Annotated in this window: 17 protein-coding genes; 7 read left to right on the plus strand and 10 right to left on the minus strand. The window is 39.7% G+C overall.

The genetic code is table 11. The features are described from left to right. Positions 1 to 17 precede the first annotated feature (17 nt). Positions 18 to 1,382, minus strand: a complete 1,365-nt coding sequence (locus ACNSN2_RS16270; RefSeq protein ID WP_138569826.1) for a TrkH family potassium uptake protein — start codon at positions 1,380 to 1,382, stop codon at positions 18 to 20. A 2-nt stretch (positions 1,383 to 1,384) separates the two neighbouring features. Next, complete coding sequence (locus tag ACNSN2_RS16275) at positions 1,385 to 2,038, minus strand: potassium channel family protein (RefSeq protein WP_418609789.1); 654 nt, start codon at positions 2,036 to 2,038, stop codon at positions 1,385 to 1,387. Between the two features lie 281 nt (positions 2,039 to 2,319). On the opposite strand from ACNSN2_RS16275, the gene ACNSN2_RS16280 reads away from it, so the two are divergent. The 4 genes from ACNSN2_RS16280 (at position 2,320) to ACNSN2_RS16295 (ending at position 8,179) form a co-directional block, all read left to right on the plus strand. After that, positions 2,320 to 3,645, plus strand: coding sequence for a DUF4118 domain-containing protein (locus ACNSN2_RS16280; RefSeq protein WP_418609787.1), 1,326 nt, complete (start codon positions 2,320 to 2,322; stop codon positions 3,643 to 3,645). Then, on the plus strand, positions 3,638 to 4,306 hold the full coding sequence (locus ACNSN2_RS16285; RefSeq protein WP_418609786.1) for a response regulator: 669 nt from the start codon (positions 3,638 to 3,640) through the stop codon (positions 4,304 to 4,306). Before ACNSN2_RS16280 ends, ACNSN2_RS16285 begins: the two co-directional genes overlap by 8 nt. Positions 4,307 to 4,509: 203 nt before the next feature. Further along, positions 4,510 to 6,624, plus strand: a complete 2,115-nt coding sequence (locus ACNSN2_RS16290) for an ATP-binding protein (protein ID WP_418609784.1) — start codon at positions 4,510 to 4,512, stop codon at positions 6,622 to 6,624. A 19-nt stretch (positions 6,625 to 6,643) separates the two neighbouring features. Next, entirely contained in the window at positions 6,644 to 8,179 is a 1,536-nt protein-coding gene (locus ACNSN2_RS16295) for an HD domain-containing phosphohydrolase (RefSeq protein WP_418609782.1), read from the plus strand. Between the two features lie 49 nt (positions 8,180 to 8,228). Here the strand turns inward: ACNSN2_RS16295 and ACNSN2_RS16300 are convergent, their stop codons facing one another. The 3 genes from ACNSN2_RS16300 to ACNSN2_RS16310 all read right to left on the minus strand — a co-directional run bounded on the left by ACNSN2_RS16300 (position 8,229) and on the right by ACNSN2_RS16310 (position 10,590). Next, positions 8,229 to 8,846, minus strand: coding sequence for a glutathione S-transferase family protein (locus tag ACNSN2_RS16300; RefSeq protein ID WP_138569830.1), 618 nt, complete (start codon positions 8,844 to 8,846; stop codon positions 8,229 to 8,231). A 48-nt stretch (positions 8,847 to 8,894) separates the two neighbouring features. Further along, entirely contained in the window at positions 8,895 to 9,923 is a 1,029-nt protein-coding gene (locus ACNSN2_RS16305) for an NADP-dependent oxidoreductase (RefSeq protein WP_418609780.1), read from the minus strand. A gap of 160 nt (positions 9,924 to 10,083) precedes the next feature. After that, positions 10,084 to 10,590, minus strand: a complete 507-nt coding sequence (locus tag ACNSN2_RS16310) for a GNAT family N-acetyltransferase (RefSeq protein WP_055011550.1) — start codon at positions 10,588 to 10,590, stop codon at positions 10,084 to 10,086. A 152-nt stretch (positions 10,591 to 10,742) separates the two neighbouring features. Between ACNSN2_RS16310 and ACNSN2_RS16315 the strand changes: the two genes are divergently transcribed. After that, positions 10,743 to 11,948, plus strand: coding sequence for an anhydro-N-acetylmuramic acid kinase (locus tag ACNSN2_RS16315; protein ID WP_418609778.1), 1,206 nt, complete (start codon positions 10,743 to 10,745; stop codon positions 11,946 to 11,948). Between the two features lie 36 nt (positions 11,949 to 11,984). On the opposite strand, the gene ACNSN2_RS16320 is transcribed toward ACNSN2_RS16315, so the two are convergent. Further along, positions 11,985 to 12,470, minus strand: coding sequence for a hypothetical protein (locus ACNSN2_RS16320; RefSeq protein ID WP_109875084.1), 486 nt, complete (start codon positions 12,468 to 12,470; stop codon positions 11,985 to 11,987). A 406-nt stretch (positions 12,471 to 12,876) separates the two neighbouring features. Between ACNSN2_RS16320 and ACNSN2_RS16325 the strand changes: the two genes are divergently transcribed. Further along, entirely contained in the window at positions 12,877 to 15,132 is a 2,256-nt protein-coding gene (locus ACNSN2_RS16325) for an EAL domain-containing protein (protein WP_418609775.1), read from the plus strand. On the opposite strand, the gene ACNSN2_RS16330 is transcribed toward ACNSN2_RS16325, so the two are convergent. The 4 genes from ACNSN2_RS16330 to ACNSN2_RS16345 are packed head-to-tail and all read right to left on the minus strand — an operon-like array spanning position 15,125 to position 20,924. Then, positions 15,125 to 16,123, minus strand: coding sequence for an L-threonylcarbamoyladenylate synthase (locus ACNSN2_RS16330; RefSeq protein ID WP_418609773.1), 999 nt, complete (start codon positions 16,121 to 16,123; stop codon positions 15,125 to 15,127). The two genes, ACNSN2_RS16325 and ACNSN2_RS16330, sit on opposite strands and share 8 nt — an antisense overlap. 8 nt (positions 16,124 to 16,131) lie before the next feature. Then, positions 16,132 to 16,929: a DUF6671 family protein gene (locus tag ACNSN2_RS16335; protein WP_418609772.1), complete on the minus strand. Its 798-nt coding sequence runs from the start codon at positions 16,927 to 16,929 to the stop codon at positions 16,132 to 16,134. Positions 16,930 to 16,941: 12 nt separating this feature from the next. Beyond that, positions 16,942 to 19,359: a YbcC family protein gene (locus ACNSN2_RS16340; RefSeq protein ID WP_418609770.1), complete on the minus strand. Its 2,418-nt coding sequence runs from the start codon at positions 19,357 to 19,359 to the stop codon at positions 16,942 to 16,944. Further along, positions 19,356 to 20,924 (minus strand): NADH-quinone oxidoreductase subunit L, encoded by a 1,569-nt coding sequence (locus ACNSN2_RS16345; protein ID WP_248527137.1) that lies wholly within the window; start codon positions 20,922 to 20,924, stop codon positions 19,356 to 19,358. The genes ACNSN2_RS16340 and ACNSN2_RS16345 overlap by 4 nt, the downstream gene beginning before the upstream one ends. Before the next feature lie 96 nt (positions 20,925 to 21,020). On the opposite strand from ACNSN2_RS16345, the gene ACNSN2_RS16350 reads away from it, so the two are divergent. After that, entirely contained in the window at positions 21,021 to 21,899 is an 879-nt protein-coding gene (locus ACNSN2_RS16350; RefSeq protein ID WP_418609768.1) for a LysR family transcriptional regulator, read from the plus strand. Positions 21,900 to 21,997 lie beyond the last annotated feature (98 nt).

Here is a 21,997-nt window from a genome sequence, read left to right on the forward strand (position 1 = left end):
AACCCGCGTTAGTGTTGTTAACCAATAGAGAGTTGCGCGCTTGGGTATCTTAGTTTTTTAGTGCGTGGACTTGCTAAAAAGTAGGCGAGAGTGAGCGGGCCTATTCTGCCCATAAACATTAAAAACATAATGATAAACTCCCCCAGCGGTGATAACGATGACGTTAAACCGCGTGAAAGCCCTACAGTACCCAGTGCCGATACCGCTTCAAAAGCAACATCTAAAAAAGGTGCATCTTCAACGACCAGTAATGTAAAAATAGCCAACCAAGTGACTCCCGCTGAAATAACGGTTAAGGCTAATGCTTTATACACTGAATCTTTGTCTATTTCTCGGCGTAACACGGTGACGCCTTTGTCACGTCTTAAGTAGCTATAGGTTGCTAGTATTAAAACAATAAATGTAACGACCTTTATGCCACTTGCTGTACTCAAAGAGCCGCCACCGATAAACATAAGCATCATAGTTAAAGCGGTACTGGCATTTTTTAATTCTTCAATAGCAATGGTATTAAACCCCGCAGTACGGGGAGTAACGGCTTGAAACCAAGCTGCTAGCCATTTACCTACTTCAGATAACGGCTGCAGTGTTTTTGGATTATCGTATTCAATTACGTAAATAAGCAACAATGCAATAACGTTAATAATAACAGTGCTGATCAGCATTAATTTACTGTAGGGACTGAGCTTAGCCCAACGCTTTGATTTATATAAATCTGTTAATACGGTAAAGCCAAGGCCACCAATAATAAACAAACAGGTAATTGTTAAATTCACAACGGGGTCTTCTACATACTGCATTAAGCTGTTAGGACTTAATGCAAACCCTGCATTGTTAAAAGCGCTAATAGTATAAAAAAGTGCATGAAAAAAGCTTTTTTGTAAGCCCATTTCGGGTAGCCAATACAGCGTTAAAATAATAATGCCTACAGATTCAACGATTAGCGCAAACAGCAAAACAGACTTAGCGGTATTTACCAAAGTAGATGTATCTGTTTGATTAAAAGCAGCTTTAGTCACTGTTTTTTGAATAAAGCCAACTTTATTACCCAGTGCCATTAAAGTTACAACCGCAAAGGTCATTAAACCCAGACCACCTAGTTGAATTAATAGCGCAATAACGCCTTGTCCAAAAGGAGTAAACACTGAACCGGTATCGACGACAACCAGTCCAGTTACAGTCACCGCAGAGGTTGCTGTAAACGCACTTTGTATCCATGAAATAGGCTCATAGGTTGCAAAAGGTAGTTTTAACGCCAACGCCCCTAGCGTTATTAATATTAAAAAACTACAGCAGAGAACAAGCGGTGGAGCCGCATTGAGTTTTTTATGTCCATTGGCTTTTCGATCTATAGGTGTTTTGAGAGGGTGCCATAAAACCATAATTATAAAAGCCTTGGTGCAAGATAGTTTAGTTCGACTCGATTACCTGATAACAGTAAAGTGTCGTAGGTAAGTAACTCAAAGTCGTCATCAAGTTTGGCAAACGTTTGCTTGGCGCGCTTAACCAATAATGGGTTTACAGTGCCTTTTATTTCTTTAAGTAAATGCCCTAGTTTTGTTTTATGTAAGTGCGCTTTTATACTTACTTCAACAACGTATATGCCATTGCCTAGGGAAATATAGTCGTTCACTACAGGGTAATTAAGCGCTTGTGCAACTCGCACGCCCATTTCTTCTTCAGGATGAATAATGCGTGTTACACCTAATTTAGAAATAATTGTGTGATGGGCTTTAGTGCTCGCTTTTACCCATATTTGCTTAACAGCTAGGTTTTTTAATGCAAGGGTGCACAGAATGCTCGATTGCATGTCTTCTCCTATTGCCACTAAAACGGCCTGACTGCTCGCTAAATCAAGCTCTTTAAGTGCGGCTTCATCAGTGGAGTCGCAAACAACGGTTTCAGATAAATGCTCAACATATTTTTCAGCTAGTTTAGGGTTACTATCAACCCCTGTGACTGTATGCCCTAAATGAATTAACTCAAGGCTTGCTGCAATGCCAAATCGACCCAATCCGATCACTGTAAAATGTGCCATGTTGATACCTAAATTAAAGTTAAAAGAGAGAAGTGGTAAAGTTCATTTGGTCAATAAACAGTTAATACATAGGCTGTAAGCATCACTATTTTTATCCAACCCAACATACGTATTACTCCTTCTGCTGAAGTTAGAATATGAGTTATTAAAGTAACAATGTAGGTAGGCGTTAAAAGCTTTATAAAGATTTAACGAATCAGATAAAAAACTTTATAAAAACTTTATAGAGGCAATATCGAAAAGGCAGTAATCTAGGTTCTCAAATGTTAGAGGAATAATTAATGAATCAGGCAGAGGCTAAACCACGTTGGTATAACGCATTGTTTTTGGCAGTAATAATGCCATTAATTGTGGTTATTGCCATTTACCCTGTACGTAATTGGTTTACTACCACCGATATCGTGATGCTTCAGTTATTGTGGGTGACTTGGGTTGCTGTGCGCAGTAATCGTCGTCTTGCCATACTGACCACCTTAGTGAGTGTGGCGTGTACAGATTGGTTTTTTGTTGCCCCAAATTTTACTTTTCATATTGAAAACATAGAATATTTAGTAACCTTTATGGTTATGCTGATTGTTGGTTTTGTGATCAGCCAATTGGCAGGGGAGCTCAGTACTAAAGTTAGGGATGTGCAATTACATGCAAGTAATAGTCGCACCTTGTACGAACTGGCCAAAGACTTAAACAGCCTAGATACGCTGGATGAACAAAAAAAGTACTTTGTGCAGCGGATCAGCAAGCATTTAAACGCATCTTGTACATTTATACCTGCAGCATCGCAGGGCAATAGTGAGTTTATATTGCTTAGTGAAGTTAACCCTAGCTGGGGCGGGTTTAATTTTACTAAACGGTTAACGCAAGGGCAAAAATCCTTTGCGGACACCGCTATTTCGCTTCTTTATCAGGTACATGAAAAAACGTTATTACGCCAACAGTCGGCTGCTATTTCGGTGCAAGCGGAATTAGAGCGCGCTAAAAATGCACTTTTACGCAGTTTGTCTCACGATTTACGCACACCACTGGCGACTATTATGGGCGCATCGAGCATGCTTGCAGATGATGAGATTACCCTCAGTGAAAGCGTGATAAAAGAGCAAGCGAGTAATATTTATGAGCAAAGTAAAATACTAAATGAGCACTTTGATAAAGTAATGGAGTTAAGCCGAGTTAATAAAATGGGTGAAAATCTAAGTTGGCAAACAATAAACTTACAAGCACTACTTAGTGAAGCTAAAGCTAGAAGACAGCAGCAACTCACTGATTTTATCATAAATACCAATATAGACGCTCAGACAACATGCAAAGGGGATGTGACTTTGTTAGAAATTGCGCTGGCTAATATGCTCGAAAATGCATGGCGTTATGGTGATAAAAAGGTGAGCGTTGAATTTACGCAAAGTACTAATCAGCAAAAGGTAGTTTATCAGTTACTTCTAACTAATAACTTGGTAATTAAAGGGCAAACAAGTAACGATGAAGGCGTTGGGTTAGGCAGCATTATTTGTGATGTGGTTGCTAAATTTCACCAGGGCACATTTACATTAACAATTAATAACGAAGCAAATATGGCGCACGCAAAGTTAATCTGGGAAAAAAGTAATGACTAAAATCTTGATATTAGAAGATTCTCCCCCTCTACAAAGCTTTTTAAAAACCTTGTTGCAAGCCAGTGGTTACGAGCTAAGTATTTGTGATAAAGGGTTAGATGGTTTTGCACGTTTAAGTGAGCAAAGTTACGATCTTGTATTGTTAGACTTAGGCCTGCTAGACATGGATGGTCAAGACTGGTTAATTGAGTTTCGACAATGGAGTGCCTTACCTGTTTTAGTGCTATCAGCTCGAGATGGCGAAGTTGAAAAGGTCACTGCGCTTGATAATGGGGCAAATGACTATATTACCAAACCGTTTAGCGCCAATGAGTTGCTAGCCCGGATTCGGGTTTTATTACGTACCCAGAGCCAGCCGAGTGTGGCATTTACCTGCGGGAATATAAAAATAGATCCACAAAAGCACAGAGTAACCTCTTCTGGAAATGAGATAAAACTCACTAAAAAAGAGTACGCAATATTATTATTACTGTTTCAAAATAAAAATACAGTACTCACCCATAATGCAATCTTAAGCCATATTTGGGGAGCGCAGTACATAGACCGTCCTGAATATGTACGAGTCCATGTGGCACAGCTCAGACAAAAATTAGAGGTTAACCCCGCTAGTCCAAAATATATCTTAACTGAACCAGCTGTGGGTTATCGATTGGCCGATTAAAAATAAAAGTTTTGCAGAGTGTTTTTGTCTTTAAACCATACCCTATTTAACAATCTTATCTACTAGGCAGCTGGTATTTTAATACCCTGCTTTCACATTTATTTCTACACAATTCATTTGCCTAGAAAGTTTTTATAGTCTAATTTTTAAGCTTACTACTTCAAATCCTCAGGACATTGACTTGCTTGTTTAAGCCTAAAATTATGCGACTAACACTCATACATTCTTTGCAAGGAAAAATGCTGCTGTATTTGGCATTGCCCGTTATGCTCATCATCGCGGGTATTTTGAGTTACTGGTATTCAACCAGCCTTAATCAGGCTGTTATGCAAGCAAAGCTTAACTTGAGTCAGACCGCCGATACTATTTCTGCAAAAGTAAATGAAGAGACGCAATTGGCAGTACGCACTACCGAAATTATGGCCTTAGCACAGCAAAATGGGTTGTTTGGTGATAGAGAGGCAAGTATTAATTTTGTTCGTGCAGTGCTTAAAATGAATCCTTCATTCGTGGGGGCTTCTTTTGGTTATGAGCCTAATGCCGATAATCAAGATCAAGCCTATATTAATGCTCCGTCATTAAAAGAAGGCGTTTATGTAAATCAAACCGGTCGTTTTTTACCTTATTGGCACCGTGACTTTAATGATTCTGAACGCTTGTTACTTGAGCCCTTGGTGGACATGGAATCTAGTCTTTATTATGAGGGAGTACGCCAACAGTTTTTACGTGATGGCAATACAGAGACGATGATCACTGAGCCCTATGTTTACGAGGGAAGAATGCTGGTTGAACAAAGTTCGCCCATTATCATTAATGATAAATTTGTCGGTATGGCAAGCGTAGATAGAGCGCTCGCTGACATCACTGAATTCTTGCAAACCATAAAGCAGCAATTAAAAATAGATGTTTTGTTACTCAGTCAGCGCGACAACGTGATTGCAACGACATTAAATCATTCAGGATTAAAAACGAAGGCCATTTTAGATACAGATTACGCAAGTATAGCCAAACAGCTAAAGTTACAGGGGCAAGAAAGAGAGATACTATCTGCGAACGATCCTTTTGATTCCGGGGTCTTCTATTTTGATAAAGCCAAGGTTGCCACTGGTAATTGGACAGTGATAGTGCGCCGCTCTGAAGCCGATATTATTGGGCCTATTCAAGCGCAATTTAAACCATTACTGGCAGCGGCTTTTGCAAGTGTATTACTGATTTTTTTACTCTTTTGGTATTTTATTAACCGAACAACTAAGCGTATTAATATTGCTATTAAATCTGTTGAACAGTTAGCTAATGGCGATTTATCCATTCATGTTCAAAAATATATGACTCAAAATGATGAGCTTGGCACTATGTTTAGAAGTTTTGAGCGTTTAATTAAAGCCAGTAAAGATATTGATCAGGTTTGCTCTGCGATTGCAGCAGGTGATTTTTCTAAAACAGTTTCAAAGCGCGGTCCTTATGATCGTTTAAGTGATTCTATTAATTTAATGTCGAGTAAACGCCACGAGGCAGAGCAGGCTCTAGTTGAGCAAACCATAGAGCTTCGTCGCACTCAGCAAGAGCTTGTTGAAGCAGAAAAAATGTCGTCACTTGGAAGTTTAGTTAGTGGTGTAGCCCATGAGGTGAATACGCCGTTAGGTGTTTGCGTAACTGCGACGTCGCATTTAAGAGAGATGCTGATTGAAACTAAAAACAAGGTGGCTTCTGGCTCCTTGAGTAAAACGCAGTTTAGTGAGTTTATTAGTGAAGTTGATTTAAGTTGTGACATTTTACTAAAAAATATGCAGCGCGCCGCAGGTTTAATAAGCAGTTTTAAACGTGTTGCGGTTGATCAAACAACCGAAGAATTACGTAATTTATATATAAGTAGTTATTTAAATGAGGTGCAAAAAAGCCTTTACCATACCCTCAAAGCAACACCCGTTGACATTACTATTAGTGCGAAAGAGCCTGAGCCTGAAGTGTATTCTGATCCTGGTGCTTTAGCACAAATCTTCACTAATTTAGTAATGAATTCAATTATTCATGGTTTTAAAAATGGCAGCCAAAAAGGGCAAATAAGTGTTCATATAGACTACTCAGATTCTGTTTTCATTCATTATCAAGATAACGGAAGAGGCATGACTGAAGAGGCAGAGAAAAAAGTATTTGATCCTTTTTACACCACAAATAGAGCAGGTGGTGGCAGTGGTTTAGGAATGAACATTGTCTACAACCTTGTTGTACATCGGCTAAAGGGGCAAATTTTTATAAAGGAAAAACAATCAACGGGAGTTTATTTTTTTATTCAATTCCCCTTAACGCTACCGAATTAATAACTAGTAGAGTGTGTTTATGGATTGGTTACAAGATGATGAAGTTGTAAAACAAGCGGTCGACAGCAAGCATGTTGAACCATGGAAAATCTTAGTGGTTGATGATGATGAATCTGTACATCAAGTAACTCAACTTGCAATGAAGCGCTTTGAATTTGAGCAACGACCTATTGAATTACATAGTGTCTACAGTGCGGCAGAGGCCAGAGAGAAACTACAAAGCTCAGAGCGCTATGCATTAATTTTATTAGATGTAGTAATGGAAACTGAGCATGCAGGATTAGATTTTGCACGATTTGTTCGCCAAGACTTACAAAATGTATATAGCCGAATTATTTTACGCACAGGTCAGCCAGGGGTTGCGCCAGAGCGCAGTGTTATTCGCGATTATGATATTGATGGTTATAAAGCGAAGAGCCAACTGCAAAGCCAAGATCTTGAATTGATTTTTTATACCTCTTTGCGCGCCTATCGCGATATTTGTATACTACAAAACCATCGGCACAACTTAAAAAGGCTAATAATAGCAATTTCTACTATTACCCAAATTGGTGACTTGGTTGAGTTTACCTCTGTTGTAATGGAAGAGCTAAAACTAGTACTGAATATGAGCTCCGCCAATTTGTATATTGATGCGCCTAAGGTCTTTGGTATTTGTCAGTTAGATGAAAAGCTGCAGATGATTGAGGGAGAGCTTTCTGGCATACATTTATTCACGGGCAATGGAATTGACAGTATTCCACAAAAACATCAAGAGTATTTTTTAAGGGCAAAGCAAACTAAGCAGAATTTTATAGCAGAAGATCATTATGTTTATTTTCATCATTCGCAAAAAGGTTTAGATTCCATCTTAGCGTTTCAGTCGCTGCAGCCGGTAAAAAAAGAAGCTCAACAGCTAGTAGATTTATTTTTGGGTAATGTAGTACTGACCTTTGAAAGCCTCTTATTAGCTAATTCAATTGAAGAAACCCAGCAACTGGCTATTTCACTGATGGGAGGAGCGATGGAGTCACGCTCCAAAGAAACAGGCTCACATGTAATCAGGGTTGGTTTATATGCAAAACTATTAGCGCAGCTAAATAATCAAAATCAATCATACTGCGATAAAATTAGTTTAGCAGCACAGTTACACGATGTAGGAAAGGTGGGAGTTCCAGATTTAATTTTAAATAAGCCAGCTAAATTGGATGCTGATGAATGGGAAATTATGAAACAGCACACCACCAAAGGCTGGGAAATCCTCAAAGGAACAGCTAACCCTGTAATTGATATGGCTGCTAACATTGCAATTGATCATCACGAACGTTGGGATGGAGCTGGTTATCCACACGCAAAAAAACAGCAAGAGATCAGTTTAGAGGGGCGAATTACTGCGATTGCTGATGTATTTGATGCGTTATGTTGTCGTCGTTGTTATAAAGAGCCTTGGAGCATGGATGAAGCAAAGGCGGAAATAATTAAAGGCGCAGGTAATCATTTCGATCCGACGTTGGTTGAATTATTTGAATTGAATTTTAATGCGTTTAAACAAATTTATTTAGACAGGCCTGAGTAACGAGATTGTCGCTCTGATTGCGTTAGCCACAATCAAAGCGAGCATAAAATTAATCGTATTTAGCTTCAAGCTCGTTGGCAGTATGAAACTTTTCGTGAGATTGTAATTGCTCATCGTATTTAACTAGGTTTTTAAAGTGCCCTAGTTGGCCAGCGTTTTTAACGATTTCAACAATAAACGACATCATAAAATCGGCACCAGTGAGAGTATCGCCCACTAAATAACGTTTGCCTTCAAGGCGGCTGTTAAAGTAGCTAATTACTTTAGCGGTTTCAGCATCGGCATAGCCCTCTAAAAATTGCGTTTTAGCACCATCTTTCTGGACAAACATTTTTAGCAATAATGGTAAAATTGCAGAGCTTTCTGCAAAGTGAAGCCATTGTTGATAGTCTACAAATTCTGCAGTACCTGTGACTGGTGCAAACTTACCTTTGCCATATTTAGTGATCAGGTAATCTGTGATAGCGCCAGACTCGGCGATCACTAAGCCATCATCTTCTATAACTGGCGATTTGCCCAGCGGATGCACATTTTTAAGCTCATCAGGGGCTAAAAAAGTTTCAGTATTGCGCTGATAAGCAACAATTTCGTAATCAACCTCAAGCTCTTCTAATAACCAAATAATACGTTTAGAACGAGACTTGTTTAAGTGGTGTAGTTTAATCATTTTCTTCCTTATTGAGCTGTGTTGAATTACAACACAGCCTGAATGTTATTATAGTGGGCTGTTAATCTTTACTACGGTTTTACCAAAGTTCTTCCCGCTGATCATGTCGTTAAATGCGCTGATGGTTTTTTCGAAACCATCTACAAGATGTTCGCGGTATTGAACTTTTCCGTCTTGTAGCCACGTTTGCATGTCTTGTGCAAATTCGTCATAACGATCGCCATAGTCATCAAAAATTATAAAGCCCTGCATTTTAATACGCTTAGTTAACAATTGTCCCATTAGCATACCTAATCTATCTGGGCCTTCAGGCAAGCTGGTGGCATTATATTGCGATACCAAACCACAGATAGGCACGCGTGCTGAGGTATTAAGCAAAGGTAATACGGCATCAAACACTTTTCCGCCCACATTTTCATAATAAACATCAATGCCTTGCTCACATGCTTTTTCTAACTGCTCGGCAAAGTCATCCGCTTTATGGTCAATACAGGCATCAAAGCCTAGATTTTCAACAGCATGAGCACATTTTTCGCTGCCTCCGGCAACTCCTACTACTTTACAGCCTTTAATTTTAGCTACTTGACCAACCGTTGCGCCTACTGGGCCTGTAGCTGCTGCAACAACAACGGTTTCACCCGCTTTAGGTGCGCCAATATCTAGTAATCCCATGTAGGCGGTAAAGCCAGGCATACCCATAATACCAAGTGCGTAAGACGGATTAGTTGGCTCTTTACCTAATGACATTAAGCCCTCGCCATTTGAGATAGCGTAAGTTTGCCAGCCTGTATATGCTAATACCCATTCGCCTTCGCTAAACGTATCATTTTTAGATGATTCGACTTGGCAAACCGTTGCACCAACCATTACATCACCAATTTCTACAGGGTCGGCATACGATTTAGCATCGCTCATGCGGCCACGCATATAAGGGTCTAGTGATAAATAAATAGTACGCAGCAATACTTCACCATCTTTTAATGATGGTAACTCTACGTTTTTAAGTTCAAAGTTTTCATTAGTAGGTGCGCCATGTGGGCGTGATGCTAAAGTAAATTGACGACTGGTTGTGGACATAAAAATCTCCATGATAGAGTGAAAAAACGACCTATATACCGAATGTTTAAGCTTTAAAACTATACATTGCTCAACAATAATGCGCGGATAGGTAGAAAAGATTTGTACCTTGATACACGAGCTTTGGGCGAGAGGTGGTTAATTCAACCGTCGAAAGAATTTAATTAGAACAATTACTCTGTTTTAGCACACTAAATACATGGCTATCTAAATAGTGACCATTTTTATAAATTGCTTTCTTTAAAATAGCTTCGTTATTAAAGCCATTTTTAAGCAACGCGCTCATTGAGCCAACATTACCAGCAAATACAGCCGCATGAATACGGTTTAAGTTAGTACTTTCAAACACTTCTTTAGTAATCAACTCTATGGCTTGGGTAATAATACCTTGCCCCCAATATTGCTGACTAAGCCAATAACCTATTTCGCCACTGCGGCTATACTCAAACTCACCAGGGATAACACCAATACAACCAACACATAGGCCATCAACTTCAATAGCTTTAATGATGCCACATTTTGCTCCTTCGTTTACCCACCAGTTTGCATCTGCTTGAGTATAAGGAAATGGAATTTTAGAGGACAAATAGCGAGCTACTTGTTGATCGTTCAAAATGGTGACTATTTGGCAGGTATCGTGTTGTTTAAATGCTCGTAAAGTGATCATGCTACAAATGAGTTTGTTATTATCAGCCAATAACTTAGCAAGCTTTAAACGCTTAAACAATGAAAAACAATTCATTAAAATTAAAGTGTATACAGGTATAACTTTGCTTAAAACTCTTTTAAAATGTAAAAAAACACCCAGACAGAGTCTCTATGCATCCTCATATCGAAGCCCTTTATAATAGCGCTAAAAAGCCCAGCCGTTTAATTATTGGATTAATGAGTGGCACCTCTTTGGATGGTTTAGATGTAGCGCTATGTAAAATAACCGGTTCAGGTTTGCATACACAAATAGAGGTGTTAAATTTTACTACGGTTGAGTATAACGACGAATATAAAACTAAAATAAAGCAGGTATTTGCTAAGCGCGAATGCGATTTAGAAGTGCTGACTTTATTACATCCTTGGGTGGGGAAACTCCATGGTGCTATGGTTAATCAGTGTTTAATTGCATGGGGTATTGATCCTGCGAGTATTGATGCCATAGCAAGCCACGGGCAAACTATTTATCACTGTCCGCAGTCGCAGCATAACCATCATGACTTTAAGCATGGCACCTTACAAATAGGTGATAGTGACCAAATAGCCGTTACTACAGGCATTACCACTGTTGGCGATTTTAGGCAAAAGCATATTGCCGCTGGTGGAGAAGGTGCGCCGTTAGCTGTGTATGGCGATTATTTATTTTTTGCCAGCCCTGATGAAAACCGCATTTTATTAAACATGGGTGGCATTGCTAATTTAACGTTTTTACCTAAAAGCGGTGATGCTAGTAGCGTGTTTAGTAGTGACATAGGCCCAGGTAACACCATTATGGATGCCTACGTACAGTATTACTTTAAAGGAATGCATTATGATGAGGGCGCAAAGCTTGCCAAAGCAGGCAAGGTGAATGTAAAGCTGCTTAAAGCACTCAGTGATAACGCGTTTTTTAAATTACCACTACCAAAAACAACAGGGCCAGAGGTGTTTAATTTAGCCTTATTACGCGCAGCCCAAGCCCAAACCGCAACCCAAGATTTAAGCCATGAAGATGTGTTGGCGACTTTAAATGCGCTTTCTGCGACTACAATTGCTAGGGCGTTAAATGACTGTGCTAAAGGGGTTCAAAACTGTGTGGTATATGCCAGTGGTGGAGGTATTCATAATCCATTATTGATGGAGCAATTACTAATACACTGCCCAAATATTAAGGCGTTTAAGAATACTGATGATTTGGGTGTTCACCCTGATGCCAAAGAGGCGGTGCTGTTTGCTATTTTGGCAAACGAATGTTTAGCAGGGCAGCGACAAAGTGCTAAAAATAAAAGAGGTGGAATTTTAGATATTACTATGGGTAAAGTGAGCTTTGCTGATTAACTAATTAAAGCTTAATGGTAAAATTTATAACAAGAGCTAAAAAAGTGAGATTAAAGCTGTTCCCATACTGGCGAGGTACTGACGAACGCGGTGCGGCTTTGGTGGGGTAATCGAAGTTACTGGTATAGTATATCCACTACCAAATTGGTTAATATGCATATCGAACTGCAAACTATTCTTTAACGTGCCGTGTTTACCGTGCAAAATCATTTGCATTACAAAACCACGACTATGCGCTATTTGGTTCAACCTAAGCGTGACCCGTCCCTGTTCTAAATCAAATTGATTGAGCTTTTTTTCTGTGTAGTACTGAGCTGCTCGTGCATTTGGTAAAGTTGCGCTCAGCGAAATAATATCACCTTCATGGGCCGCTTCAGGCAAAACGCATTGCAAAGCAATTTGATGCTGGCTATTAGCATGCAATGACAGCGTTTCAAATTCCATGCTGTGGCTTAATGCCGCAGACATTGGATCTTCAAATGACGGTAGTGCAAAGGTTAATTGCACCGTAGATTCGCTCATGAGGGTCTTATAAAGCTTTGTTGACTAATAATGCAGCTATTATCGCTGATGATTATTGCAAAATTATGACTAAATCAATATTAAAATTTAAGAAAAGATCTATAACTGTCGCTTTGTAAAGGGATGAGATGAGTGACATCACGTTACTCAAATCATCGTTTAACTTAAACCTCTCTATACTGCAAACAAACTCAATTATTTTGTATTAACTCGAGCTTAATGCTATTCATAAGTACTAGTTTATTTATTTTTGTTGTTAACCATAGGTTTTTATTTTGTGCTTTTTAGGCCTTGTTGTTCTATTATTGCAACAAAATAGTTTGAAAAAGATTGAGTAAGTTATAAGCTAAATTCAAAGAGTTCAAATAAATAACCAAGGTGGTTGTGGTGGAGTTATGAGAATTAGATGGCACTGATAAAAAAAAATTTATGGACACTTTTTTGTTTTTTACTCTTTGGCGGCTTAACTTTATTAAGTTTACTGTTAGTTTATGAGTGGAAAAGTTTAAAAAAAGAATATCGAACTCACTCTCAAAATAATGTGGCGCTTTCTGCTCAGTCGCTTAACAGCTCGTTAAGAAATAAAGAGCTCATGCTTGATTTGATTGGGCGAGATATTCTTTTAGAAAACAATTCAAATAAAAAAATATCGACAATTAAAGTACTTAACAATATTTTGCTTAAAAACCTCGTTTCATCGGGGTTTGTGTTATATGACACTCAAGGTCAGATACGTTACTTGAGTTCAAATTTAGACCCCTCAGCTTTTGTAAATCTTAAAAAAAGCGAAAGAACACAAGAAAACTTTGCTCATACCTTAAAATCTAACAAAATGATGTTAGGTAGAACTTATTTTAATGAAACACTCCAAGAGTGGATAATTCCTATTCGAAAAGCACTAAGAGACGAAAATGCAGAGGTTATTGCAGTAATGACGTCGGGAATGGCTATTTCAAAAGGTGAAAAATATTTAAATATTTTACGCAGCACTCAAGATGATTATTTACTAATTATTAGAGAGTTAGATGGCTACATTCAATATAGCTCAGACAAAAACGCAGATATTGCTAGTTATACACAGACAAAAGCTGAGCAATCTTTTGGTTTGTTAGATGCTGAATTAGTAAAACAGCTTGGTAAAACAAAGCAAGCACTTAAATATTCTGAAGAGGTGTTTAGCTTTTACACTGATATTCAAGGCAAAGCATATATAACCTCTGCAAAATTTGATAATCGTTACCAACTATGGATTTTATCGCAAGTTGCCATAGCACCAATAAAGCAGCAGTTTTATAAAACAGTAATTGTTTACTGTTTGGTTTATCTACTTATTTCGATAGTTTTGTTTTTAGGATTTAGACTTATCAATAAGGCAGAACAAAAGCGTCTTATGGAGTTGTTTTATCTCTCTCGGCATGACGATCTAACTAAGCTTCCTAATCGCAAAGCATTACGTGAGCACTTTGAAGCTCAAAAAAATACACCATTTAGTTTAGCGATTATTAATATTACTAATTTAAGTTACATGAATAACCGTTTTGGTATGGAGTACGGTGATAAAGCTATCAAAGCGTTTGCACACTCATTAGAGGCTAAATTTAAAGCGCCATTCCTGGTGTTTAGGAACAGTGGTAATGAGTTTTGTATTATTTCTCCCTCTAAAGAGAGCGAAAACAGACCGCATTTTTTTGAAAGTAAATTAAACTTAGCATTGCGTTATTATGAAACAAATAATAATGAACGACCGATAAATATTTGTGTGGGAGTTTCCAATTATCCGGATCATGGAAATACAAAAGCTAAACTAGTACGCTGTGCACATTTGGCGAATCAGTGGGCAAAAGATACAGGAAACTGGCTGTGTTATTATCAATCAGATATTGAAATTGCTTATTTACGGCGTGTAAAAATAGAAGAGCGACTTGCTATTGCTTTAACTGAAAAAACATTATTTATGGCCTATCAATGTCAGGTTAACGAGCAAGGTAAAATTCTTGCGATGGAAGCGCTAGTTCGCTGGAAAGACGATGAGTTAGGTATGGTATCGCCTGCCGAGTTTATTGCTATTGCGGAACAAAGTGATTTAATATTTAAAATCGGTGACTTTGTTTTAGCGAGTTCTATTAGTGAATTTGCAAAGATGCAACAACACAGCGATACCCCTCTTGAATTAGCAATCAACATTTCAGTGATGCAATTTCAAAGCAGTGCTTTCATTACAACATTATTGCAAAGCATAGAAACCCATAATGTTGCCCCGCAAAGTATAATCTTAGAAATTACAGAGTCACTGTTTATGGATAACCTTGAGCATGTGATTGATACGATAAATAGCTTAAAATCTAGAGGGATACGCTTCTCGATGGATGATTTTGGTACAGGTTATTCATCACTGAGTTTATTAAGGCGCTTACCCATAGATGAACTGAAAATAGATAAAAGCTTTGTAGATGATATTTTAATAGACCCTAAGTCTAACAGTATGGTGCAAAGTATTATCGCCATTGCCAACAGCCATAACTTAAGTGTTATCGCTGAAGGCGTGGAAGAGCAGGCACAATTTGATATGTTAGTGGATATTGGCTGTAAACGTTTTCAGGGGTATTACTTTTACAAACCTGTGAATGCGACCTCTGTAATTGAATACCTGCAAGCTAACTAGTAGCCGCGCGACTAAGTCGGTCATTCACTGCAGCCCACTCACTGCCTACTGGCGGTTTTTCGATATAAATATTCAATGGTGTTTTCTCATCAATAAGATGCAGTGCTTTATACATATTTTTAGCGTATTCAATAGGGCAACTACTTAGCTTAGTAATACGTTCGGATGGAATGTCGTTCGCTAATAATTGCTGTTGCACTTGAGTCGAATAGATTAAATAGTGACTTTTACCCTGAGAGTTTTCACTCAAAATTTTAGCGAAATCTTCAGTATTAGCCAACATGGCAGGGGCATTAGGCTGATAATGCGCTTTTACATTACCCGGTACCACTTCGTTATGTGAATGTGGCGTGCTGACATGCAGTCCAGTTTTTTGCAAAATATCAGCTGCTGAAATTGGTCCTGGGCGTAATATGCGTAACTGCTGTGAGCTTGCATCTACAATGGTCGATTCAATACCTACATTACATTCACCTCCTTGTAATACCGCACTAATTCGACCATTCAAATCGCGCATTACATGAGCTGCACTGATTGGGCTCAATTGCTTATAGCGATTAGCCGAGGGAGCTGCAAGACCGGTGTTTAATTGCTTTAATACCGCTAAAAACTCAGGGTGCGCAGGCACGCGAAGCCCAATGGTGGGCAAGCCGCCTGTTACCGGACTGTTTAAATCATCTTTAGCATTTAAAATTAGGGTGAGTGGGCCGGGCCAAAATGCTTCAGCAAGCGTGATGGCCGCCTTATTTACATTTTTTGCCCAGTGGTGCACATGCGACTGATTGGGAATATGCACAATGAGCGGATGATTTGTTGGGCGTCCTTTCGCGATAAATATTTTTGCTACGGCATCACTGTTAGTCGCATCTGCAGCTAGACCATAAACAGTTTCTGTGGGTAAAGCGACGCATTCGCCGGCTTTTAATAATGCAACGGCTTGGTTAATACGCTCTTCAGTATTTAATAATTGAGTGGGTTGTAATGATGTCATAATAACTCTTAAGGATTACAAAACTGGCAATATGTTGCATCAGCCACGTGTTTTTCATTCGCTTCAATATGGTTGTAGCCGCAGCAATCACACAAAGAGGTTGTTGATTTTACTTGTTGTGTGGGCATGTTACACAGCTCACAGAGCAAGCCTTTAGTGAGTTGTTTGGCAACAAAGTTAGCACGCTGGCATTGTGGACATTTTGATGCCAACCGCCTTGCTAAGTCCTCGGCAGCAAGACAAATAATAGCTTGGCGTTGCCCACTATACATAGCTCTTAAATCAGGCGTGATTATGCCGGCTTTGGGCGCTTTCTCTTTAAATAAAGCAACCAAGCCTTCAAAGCTTAGCCCTTTATAAAGTGTTTGAGTGTCATCAAGTATCCAGTGTTGCTCTTTATAACGCTGGCATGCAGCAATAATTGATTCAACATTAGTCTCGCTGTTGATGGTTAAGCTGCTGGGTGAAAAAGGCCCGCCTGCATGTCCATAAATAGCGATGTCTGTGTGTTTATCGTAAAAACAGATTACTTCTTCGTCCCAGTTCATTAACCCAGGGTATGGTCCACCTCCAAAGCTGCCTTCACTACCAAGCCCAAATTGCTCGCCAGTGAGTTCACATGCGCGTTGAGCTTTTGTTAATGCCGCTATTTGGGCGCTGCAATCACGCTGCACTTCATTAGTAAACATCCCTAGCGTGTCGGTATCAAATAGACTTGTTGTTACCACATTATAGCCAAGTGGCTTTAATGCAGGGGCGATCAGAGGTGCTTTTTTATGTTTAGTGGCTATGACGGCATTTAACATTGATCATGCTCGCTATTTAGAGGGGGGAATTGTAGTGAAGTGCCCATTTTCAAAGCGCTCTAGGGTGTTGTCATCGCCCCAACGAATGAGTGTTAGCCAGTGGTTATCAATTAGTTCCTTCACCATCGTATGCTTGTTATAAATTGCTGCGATTGCTGATTGTGGCGCAGCAATATATACATTAAGGCGAATAGGTTCGTGCATCCATTTATCGCCATTGTGTAGCGATTGCATGGCTAAGCCTATGCGCAGGTCGCCACCGTTACCTTCAAATAAGCCAATATTACCGCCCACCGCATTGTGAAGTATTTTATTACCACTGCCGTATTTGTGATTATCGTTAACCGAGGCATTATATTGGCTATTGATCCAATGGGTGACTATCATAGGCGCAGTCATAATAAGCTCTAATATCGCAAAGTCGCCATCGCTTTCCCAATCATAATCGTGTAAAAAACAGCGCCCCTGTAAGTTAATACTTCGCGTCCATGAGCGCGGCGTGACAATAAAGGCGGCATTATTTGCAAGCCCCCATTCAGGGCGCACCTGCGACCAATCGCGGGCGCGTTGATGATAAGCGTGATTAATTTCATCCGCTGATTTATCAACCAGCTTTGGCTCTATATTAACTAAGCGCTCGCGCTGAGCTGTTTGTGTTGCCACACTGAGCCATTTTTTTAGATTATCATCCAATTGAGCATCATAGGTGGTTATCACATCTGTGGTTGTATTATGAATGGCTGCAATAAACTGGGTGTTTTCTGACAGTGTGAGTCCCCGAGTTTTAAGCGCTTGACGTACTTGAACATCGTTAAGTAGGCTTGCGAGCACTCGTACATTTACTTCACCACTTTGCCCGCCACAGGCGCCGCAATCTAGGCCTGCGCTGTGTAAGTTATTGGTTGTATGGCTAGCATGACCCACTAACATTACCTGTGGTGCCAACGCTTTTATACCTAAAGTAGTAAGCACTTTTTGGGCTAAATCGGTTTTGTCTTTTAGGGTCAGTTGCTGCTGGTTTTGTGTTAATTGCCAGTCAGTCGGAGTGCACTTTTTAGCATCGCCTTGAGATAAAAAGGTATTTTTTATTAATTTAAATGCGTATAGCCAACCTGCTGACTCAACCATAGAAAACGATGAAGGGGCCGATTTTGACCAGCTTTGCCATGTGGCACTATTTTGGCGTGATGCTTCAAGTGTCGTGTCTTTGTGAGCTTGCGTGGCATGTATAGCCGGTTTAAGTAGCCCAGGGAGCTGTGGGCGAGTAATAGCACTGCCATTCTCTTGATATTCCAGCGGTAAACCAAAAAAACCGGCAAAGCCAAACGTTTCAATATGTTGACTTTGAGACTCTAGCGCACGGCGAATCACTTCCGAGCGAACATCAATACAAAACACTGCTTGTAATTGAGCGTTTGTCACGGGGGCTTTTGTCGCGGTTTGCAGAGCCTCATTAAGCGGATATTGAAAGCTGAGTTCCATTGCTTTTGCCCACACCCATAATGGCTTTTGTGCTAATTTATGTGCATGTAAGCGCTCAACAACAAGCGCCTTTTCTTGTTGCCACTGGCTTTGCAGTTGTTTAAATGTAGCACTATCGTGATCGGTCAGGTATTGCCAAATTACTAAGTCCCATGCCATGCGCATGGCTAGAAGTTGCTTCATCTCATCTGTTGGGGTGTCGTAAAGCTGACCTTGAAAACGTAAATACGCAAGCCACGATGCCCAACCGTTAATATCTAAGAGCAATGAGTGCGCGTATAACTCTAACGAGTCATTATCTATGTTAAGCGTTTTAAGAGTCAGTGCAATTAGTTCATCAGCGGATGTGGGTAATTGCTTAAAATAGCCATTTAAATGCCGTTCATCCATAACAATGCTAATGCCTTTATCAGCTTGAATAACAGTAAGCCAATGGCGATATAATTCAGATGGGGCTTGAGTATCATTACGATGCAGCATAGGGCCGAGTTGTTGATAATGTGCAGCACAAAACTGACTCAACTGATGAGTAATTTCATCATGCCAAGCCATTTTATGCTTATTACGTTGTTGGTCGAGTAAATCAGCAATGTTGTGCCAGTCTACTAATGGCACATCAACTCTAAGCGATTGTAATAGTTGATCTTTATTAAAGTCACTATTAAGTAGCGTTGCGGCATCGGCTAAGTGTTTGTCGGTAATTATGCCGGTGTTATATTTTTGCAGATAAAAATCTTTAGGCATTAGCATGTTGGCATTACATAAGGTATCCAGTCGTGCGCTTACATCTTCAATTGGCATATGGCGCATTTCCCAAAATGGGTTAACTGCAATCATCTGATCTAACGGCCAGTTTGGTGCTATGTAACCGCATACTTTATTAAGTAGGCTATTTTGACTGTCGCTTAGCGAGAGTGCTCTATTATCTGAAGGCGTTAGAGTGCTCATTTTGATTCCTCAATAGTGATCCCAGCGGCATGATTTTTTAAATCAGTGTGGCCATTATTAGGCAAATTTATCGGCCATATTTTTAGTGTTAATCGTGTAAACCACTCATCCAAATACAAGCCTGCAAATAATAAAGTGGATAATGACTTAACCTGAGGTCGCCAAGACTGATAGCGCAAACAGTAGCTTGCTATCATTAAGGTTAAAATAAGAGCTATTACCCAACTGTCGGCTAGGCTAAATGCAGGTTCGCGCCACTGCTCAAGGGGAAGTGCAAACGCAAAGATATTTTTAGCGGCCACATAGCTAAAGACCACTAATAGTGCAATTAACAGTTTTTTACTGCGTGTTTTAGCCGTAGCCGTACCATGCTGATTAGCAAGCAAAATGGTTAATGCTGAGGCTAAAAGCAACCAAATACTTACCGCTCCCTGATAAGAGCTAATAACCCATGCTGCGCCAACTATTATTATTGAAATTAACGCACCTGTTAACCAAGCAAAGCATGTGGGTGATTGTTTTGGAATATGGCGGCGGATAAGATCTTCATTTACGCCATTACCTGAGTTTAAAAATGCGAAAGCTTTATAAGTCGAATGGGTAACAAGGTGAAGCAGAGCCAGTTCAAATAATCCCAGCGCACACTCTACCAGCATCAACCCCATTTGCGCACTGGTAGACCAAGCAAGCCGAACTTTAACGCTTATTCGGGTGGTCATTATTAATGCGCTGATCACTGTAGTTAAGCCAGCAACAATTAAAATTAACCATTGTGCTGCGCTAGCTTGAATAAACAAAGGCGCAAATAAAATTAATAAAAAGCCTCCTAAATTAATGACTCCGGCATGTAATAAAGCGCTCACCGGTGTGGGTACTTCAACCACTTTAATTAGCCAGCCGTGTATTGGGAGTTGAGCGCATTTTATTAAAGCCGCAAAGGCAATTAAAAAAGCAGCGACTTGCTCTGCAAAAGACAGTGGTAGCGTGGTGGTGTTATAAAAGGCGGTTATATCAGTTATGTACAGACTATTGTGAATGAACCACAAAATACCAAATGCAATCAGTAATAAGGATTCGGCAACACGTGCCACAATAAATTTTTTATGGGCGGCGAGCACCGCTCGAGGGCGCTCAGGGTAAAACATTAATAGTTTATGTAGTGCTAAACTTATCGCCACCCAGCCTAGCCAAAATAGCGCTAAGTGGTTGCTCATAACCACAACTAATACGGCAGTGATGGTAAGTAATAGCCATCGCCAAAAGTAGTTTACACGTGGCTCACCTTGCATATAGTGCTTACAAAAGCGAATCAATATCAGCGTGATAAATAATATAAGCCCCAGCATAATAATTCGGGTCATGGTCAGCGATAAGAAACTGAGTAAATCAAAAGCATAAATTTGATGAAGCGTAATAGCTGTTATAAATGCAATGCTATTAAACACCATTACTTTAAACAGCACATGACCATTTGAAGCGCGCGATTGTTGGCCAATTAACCAGGCTGCTATAAATGTGCTCAAAGGCATTATTAGCAGTAACAACGAAATAATATACTCACTCATTCAGTGCTCCTTATTTAGTGATCAAAGTATGGCAAACTAGATAACTAAATAAAAATAGATATAATGCATGTAAACGTTCTATAAAAGAGAACAATAATGAGCCGTTTAAATTATCATCATTTATATTATTTTTGGTCGGTTGCTCGTATTGGTAACTTAACCCAAGCGGCGAAAGAGCTGCATTTGTCGCAGTCAGCGCTCTCTACGCAAATAAAACAATTAGAACACACCATTAATATTGAGTTATTTGAACGTAAAGGCCGCACACTCGCATTAACCGATATGGGAAAGCGGGTGCAAATGTACGCCAACGATATATTCACCAAAGGGGAAGAACTGTCTTCTTTTATTCACAAAGGGCTGATTTCCCAAACCCAGCATTTATCAATCGGGGTGCTTAATACGCTCTCGCGTAACTTTATCGAAGAGTTTATAAATCCCTTAATGAGCAATGACGAAGTGCGCTTTTCGCTGACTGCAGGGCGTATGGATGGGCTGTTAAATGGCTTGGCCGAACACGAACTGGATTTAGTTTTAACTAATAAACCCATCGGGCTTGAGCACTACGATCAGCTTTGGCAAAGTCAGTTGGTATCTCGCCAGCCATTAGCCATAGTGGGTCCAGCTGATAAAAAAATACGTGGCCAATTTCCAGCAGGTTACACGGATGCACAGTGGGTGTTACCCGCTAAAACCTCAGCTATTAGAGACTCATTTAATGCTTTGTGTGCTCGTTGGCAGTATCAGCCAAAAATAAAAGCAGAGGCTGATGATATGGCTATGCTGCGATTACTTGCCCGTGATAGTGGTGCGTTATCGGTATTGCCATCAGTTGTAGTAAAGGATGAAATTGAACAAGGCCTACTGGTTGAATATCAGCGTTTACCCGATGCTTTCGAACACTTCTATGCCATTACCGCGCAGCGAAAATTTGTACCAGACATATTAAAGTCGCTGCTTGCCAAAACCTGCTAATTACTTTTAAAAAATGTTTTTGCGTTAATACTTTATATTTGAATAATAAAAAAATAATTAAAGCTTTTAATTCGTTGGCCGATACCGTACTTATATTG

It is taken from the genome of Pseudoalteromonas sp. US3C1013 (assembly GCF_048401115.1).
Taxonomy (GTDB): domain Bacteria; phylum Pseudomonadota; class Gammaproteobacteria; order Enterobacterales; family Alteromonadaceae; genus Pseudoalteromonas; species Pseudoalteromonas undina.